Here is a 5,903-nt window from a genome sequence, read left to right as displayed (position 1 = left end):
CTGACTGGTGCCATTGCCGTTATTAGCGGTCATGGTGGCTACAACCCGCGCCCCTTCAGTAATCAGCGCCTTGAACTGTTGCCAGATATTTGTGGTTGCCATTGCTTGTATTCCGGATAAACGATCATTGTCTTGTGAAAGTTGGTTCCGTACCTGACTTTTGTATTTAACGACATACGTCTTGTTAAAAAATTCTTTTCCTGTTTTTTGTGGAACTTAATCTGCTGATTTTTGTCCTACCCCCAGTTTTGAGTCAAATGGCAGGCTAAAGCGATGGATGGTGTCGGTAGAAACGGGGCAGATGTCCGCTTTAATTGTTCTTCTATCTGTATAAACGACGAACATATCAGAGGACAATTTGGTGGACACTCACTGGTCGAAACATCTTGCAAACCGGAACCCCACGTTTTCCACCTGGGGTGCATCACCCGACATCTTGACAAGCAGAGTGAAACAAGTCTTCATAAACGCCAATGCAGTGAATGCGGGCAACCGGCACTGCCACTGATTCGTAAGGACGGGGAAAGCGTCGATGACGACGAATCACCTTATTGTGAATCCCGGATGCTTAATGTCTGTCGTAGCGGTAATCTGAGCACGCTGAACTGTTATCTGGAGAAAGACAAGACGTTGGCCAATCAGCCTTACCGCTCGGCGCTCACCGGTCATCCTGAATACCTGTTAGCTGTCGCCTTAAAGCACCAGCATACGGATTTAGCCCGGACTTTGATCGACCACGGTGCCGATGTCAATGCCGCCGATGGGAAAGGTCAAACACCGCTGCATATCACCGCTGCCAATGGGGATAAAACATGCCTGAAAAAACTCATTGAAAAGGGAGCGAAGGTAAATGCCACCAATAATAACGGCGAAACAGCCCTGCATATAGCCACCAAAATCAGCAAAACCAAGGGCCGTCAACAATGTGCTGCCATGGGCATAGATATCACTGGAACCCTTATTAACGGCAAGACCTTCGATAACTATACCATCGAAAAAGAAAACGACATTGGGTGTCTGCGTGAGCTTGCTGATAACAGAGGAGTGGACATTAATGCCCGTGATAACGACGGTATCACACCTTTAATGATAGCGGCCCTTTGGGGCAAATTAGATCACATGACTTATTTGCTTGAAAGAGCGGATTTCAATATCGCTGATAACAGCGGCAATACGGCATTGCATTTAGCCGCTTGTTGGGGGCAAACCGATTGCCTGAGAAAACTGCTTGATAAGAAAGTAGATGTCAATGTCAAAACACACATAGATGGTGCTACGCCCCTGCATATGGCCGCTCAGAACGGCCACATAGAGTCCGTCAAGGAGCTGCTGAAAAATGATCAAACCTCAGTCAATGAACAGATGAACAATGGCTGTACGGCTCTCCACTTGGCTGCTTCTGGGGACCACACAGAGGCCATCCAGACATTGCTGGCCTTTGACCGCTCCCTGGCCAAAGAGAAGGATAACGATGGCCAGACGGCTCTCCACTTAGCTGCTTATAAAGGCCACACAGAGGCCATCCAGACATTGCTGACCATTCCCTCCTCCCAGGCCAAAAAGAAGGAGAAAAATAAGTCAGTCCGGACGGCTCTCACAGCTGCTGTTAACGCAACTGCTTTTGCAGTCCGGACGGCTCTCGCAGCTGCTGTTAACGCAACTGCTTTTGCAGTCCACACAGAGGCCACCCAGCCATTGCAAACCATTGACCCCTCCCTGGCCAAAGAGAAGGATAACGAAGGCCAAACGGCTCTCCACAAAGCTGCTTCTCAAGGCCACACAAAGGCCATCCAGACATTGCTGAAGATTGACCCTTCCCTGGTCAAAGAGACGGATAACTTAGGCCGGATGGCTGTCCACTTAGCTGCTGATGAAAGCCACATAGAGGCCATCCAGATATTGCAATCCTCTCTATGGGAAAAATAACGGTGGCCAGACGGCTCTCTACTTGGCTTACAGCCATCGTTACCCCGCCTGCCAAAAACTCCTTATTAAAAAAGGAGCACATTAATAGCCCTGCCTTCTACAGTGAGCAATAAAGTAGAGGAACATAAGTAATCAATGGCCGGTAGTGGAGTTGTCCTTGCGTACTGCAACTCTGGTCAGACTCTCAATTTTTAACAAATTCTGTCATTTATTATGCCAAATTCTTATGAAGAAACCGGTGCCGGGCCTTGAATCTTGACTGTTTCAAACCTCCACCTCATACTGCGCCAGACTCGGCGCGGCCCCTTTGATCTCCCCATCCTGAATAAATACTTTTCCCCAACACCCACAGACTCCTCTTCAACCGTAATAACCGAACCATCCCAAAGCTCTGCCTGACTGGTGCCATTGCCGTTATTAGCGGTCATGGTGGCTACAACCCGCGCCCCTTCAGTAATCAGCGCCTTGAACTGTTGCCAGATATTTATGGTTGCCATTGCTTGTATTCCGGATAAACGATCACTGTCTAGTGAAAATTGGTTCCATGGCTGACTTTTGATTTAAACGACAATCTTCTTGTTAAAAATTCTGTTTTTTGTGGAACTTACCCTGCTGATTTTTTGTCGTACTCGAAGTTTTGAGTCAAATGGCAGGCTAAAGCGATGGATGGTGTCGGTAGAAACGGGGCAGGTGTCCGCTTTAATTGTTCTTCTATCTGTATAAATGACGAACATATCAGAGGACAATTTGGTGGACACTCACTGGTCGAAACATCTTGCAAACCGGAGCCCCACATTTTCCACCTGGGGTGCATCACCCGACACTTTGACAAGCAGAGTGAAACAAGTCTTCATAAACGCCGATGCAGTGAATGCGGGCAACCGGCACTGCCACTGATTCGTAAGGACGGGGAAAGCGTCGATGACGACGAATCACCTTATTGTGAATCCCGAATGCTTAAAGTGGATGTCAATGTCAAAACACATACAGATGGTGCTACGCCTCTGCATATGGCCGCTCAGAACGGCCACATAGAGTCCGTCAAGGAGCTGCTGGAAAATTATCAAACCCCAGTCAATAAACAGATGAACGATGGCTGTACGGCTCTCCACTTAGCTGCTCGTAATGGTCACACAGAGATCGTCAGGGCATTTAAGCAAATTGCCCCCATGCGCATCCAGGTTGATGTCAAGAATAACAATGGTGATACGGCTCTCCACGAAGCTGCTCGTCAAGGCCACACAGAGACCGTCAATGCATTGGTGGAAATTGACCGCTCCCCACTGCTGGCCAAAGCAAAAAATAACGATGACGAAACGGCTCTTCATTTAGCTGCTCGTAAAGGCCACACAAAGGCCATCAAGGCATTGCTGACCATTGCCCCCTCCCTGGCCAAAGAGAAGAATAAGAATGGCCAAACGGCTATCCCTCTCCACTACGCTGTTTATAATGGCCAAACAGTGGCCATCCAGACATTGCTGAACTTTGACCCCTCACTGGCCAAAGAGAGGGATAACGATAGCTGGACGGCTCTCCACTTCGCTGCTCATAAAGGCGAAACAGGGGCCATACAAGCATTGCTGACCAATGCCCCCTCCCTGGCCAAAGAGAAGGATAAATATGGCCAGACGGCTCTCCACGTCGCTGCTTTTAAAGGCCACACAGAGGCCAGCCAGACATTGCTGAACCTTGACCCCTCATTGGCCAAAGAGAAGGATAACGATGGCTGGACGGCACTCCACAAAGCTGCTGATGAAGGCCACACAGAGGCCATCCAGACATTGCTGGACTTTGACCCCTCACTGGCCAAAGAGAAGACTAACGATGACCAAACCGCTCTCCACGCCGCTGCTCGAGGCCACACAGAGGCCATCCAGACATTGCTGAACTTTGACCCCTCACTTGCCAAAGAGAAGGATAAATATGGCAGAACGGCTCTCGACTTCGCTGCTATTTGGGACAGCACAGTGGCCATCCAGGCATTGCTGAACTTTGACCGCTCACTGGCCAAAGAGAAGGATAACAATGGCCAAACGGCTCTCCACTACGCTGCTGAAAAAGGCCACACAGAGGCCATCAATACATTGCTGGCCTTTGACCGCTCCCTGGCCAAAGAGAAGAATAAGTTTGGCGATACGGCTCTCCAATGGTCTGCTGCTAAAGGCCACACAGAGGCCATCCAGACATTGCTGGACTTTGACCCCTCACTGGCCAAAGAGAAGACTAACGATGCCCAAACGGCTCTCCACGCCGCTGCTCGTAAAGGCCAAACAGAGGCCATCCAGACATTGCTGGACTTTGACTCTTCACTGGCCAAAGAGAAGGATAACAATGGTCAAACGGCTCTCCACTACGTTGTTTATGATGGCCAAACAGAGGCCATCCAGACATTGCTGGACTTTGACCCCTCACTGGCCAAAGAGAAGGATCACAATGGCCAAACGGCTCTCCACGCCGCTGCTCGTAAAGGCCAAACAGAGGCCGTCCAGGTATTGCTGGCCTTTGACCCCTCACTGGCCAAAGAGAAGGATAGATATGGCTTGACGGCTCTCCACTACGCTGCTCTTAAAGGCCAAACAGAGACCATCCAGGCATTGCTGAACTTTGACCGCTCACTGGCCAAAGAGAAGGATAACAATGGCGAAACGGCTCTCCACTACGTTGTTTGTGATGGCCAAACAAAGGCCATCTATGCATTGCTGAACTTTGACCGCTCACTGGCCAAAGAGAAGGATATGAATGGCCGAACGGCTCTCCACGCCGCTGCTCTTAAAGGCCAAACAGAGGCCATCCAGACATTGCTGTACTTTGACCCCTCACTGGCCAAAGAGAAGACTAACGAGGGCCAAACGGCTCTCCACTATGCTGCTCTTAGAGGCCACACAGAGACCATCAAGGATTTGCTGCTCTTTGACCCCTCACTGGCCAAAGAGAAGACTATCGATGCCCAAACGGCTCTCCACTACGCTGCTCTTAGAGGCCACACAGAGACCATCGAGGCATTGCTGATGTTTGACCGCTCCCCGGCCAAAGAGAAGGCCAAAGAGAAGGATATGAATGGCCGAACGGCTCTCCACGCCGCTGCTCTTAAAGGCCAAACAGAGGCTATCCAGACATTGCTGAACTTTTTCTCCTCACTGGCCAAAGAGAAGACTAACCTTGGCAGTACGGCTCTCCACGACGCTGCTGTTGAAGGCCACACAGAGGCCATCCAGACATTGCTGGCCTTTGACCGCTCACTGGCCAAAGAGAAGGATAACAATGGCCGCACGGCTCTCCACGCCGCTGCTCTTAAAGGCCAAACAGAGGCCATCCAGATATTGCTGACCATTGCCCCCTCACTGGCCAAAGAGAAGAATAACGATGGCCAAACGGCTCTCCACTATGCTGCTTATAGTGGCCAAACAGTGGCCACCCAGGCATTGCTGGCCTTTGACCGCTCCCTGGCCAAAAAGAAGGATTACAATGGCTGGACGGCTCTCCACGCAGCTGCTCTGAAAGGCCACACAGAGACCATCCGGACATTGCTGGCCTTTGACCCCTCCCTGGCCAAAAAGAAAAGTAACTTTGGCCGTACGGCTCTCCACAAAGCTGCTGAAAAAGGCTACAAAGAGGCCATCCAGACATTGCTGGACTTTGACCCCTCCCTGGCCAAAGAGAAGGATAAAGACGGCCAAACAGCTCTCGGCAAAGCTGCTGAAAAAGGCCACACAGAGGCCATCCAGACATTGCTGGCCTTTGACCGCTCCCGGGCCAAAGTTAAGGATAAGAATTGCGAAACAGCGCTCAATTTAGCTAAGGGCTTCAAAGAGACCGCCAAGGTATTAATGTCCTTTGCTGCTGTTTCCCAGGCCGATCATGAAAAAGACAACAGTACGCTCACAACCAACGTGGAGATCGACGATACCAAAAAAGCTGACAAAACAGCTCAGGCTGTCTCTGTTGCCACTAACGATCCTGCCCCGACTGATAGTAAA

3 protein-coding genes are annotated in these 5,903 nt (G+C 50.3%); 2 read left to right on the top strand and 1 reads right to left on the bottom strand.

Going from position 1 to position 5,903, the window contains the following annotated elements; all coding sequences use genetic code 11:
• The first annotated feature begins 273 nt into the window (after window positions 1-273).
• Window positions 274-1,926, top strand: a complete 1,653-nt coding sequence (locus tag J7438_RS24380; RefSeq protein WP_209278654.1) for an ankyrin repeat domain-containing protein — start codon at window positions 274-276, stop codon at window positions 1,924-1,926.
• A gap of 224 nt (window positions 1,927-2,150) precedes the next feature.
• Here the strand turns inward: J7438_RS24380 and J7438_RS24375 are convergent, their stop codons facing one another.
• Window positions 2,151-2,423: a hypothetical protein gene (locus tag J7438_RS24375; RefSeq protein ID WP_209278653.1), complete on the bottom strand. Its 273-nt coding sequence runs from the start codon at window positions 2,421-2,423 to the stop codon at window positions 2,151-2,153.
• Window positions 2,424-2,588: 165 nt separating this feature from the next.
• Between J7438_RS24375 and J7438_RS24370 the strand changes: the two genes are divergently transcribed.
• The coding region (locus tag J7438_RS24370; protein ID WP_209278652.1) for an ankyrin repeat domain-containing protein at window positions 2,589-5,903 on the top strand (3,315 nt) is incomplete at its 3' end.

The sequence above is a fragment of the Thalassotalea sp. G20_0 genome, assembly GCF_017744175.1.
In the GTDB taxonomy this organism is placed as follows: Bacteria; Pseudomonadota; Gammaproteobacteria; order Pseudomonadales; family Endozoicomonadaceae; genus Endozoicomonas.
The sequence above is the reverse complement of the archived record's forward strand: the minus strand, read 5'-3'. Positions and strand labels throughout refer to the sequence as shown.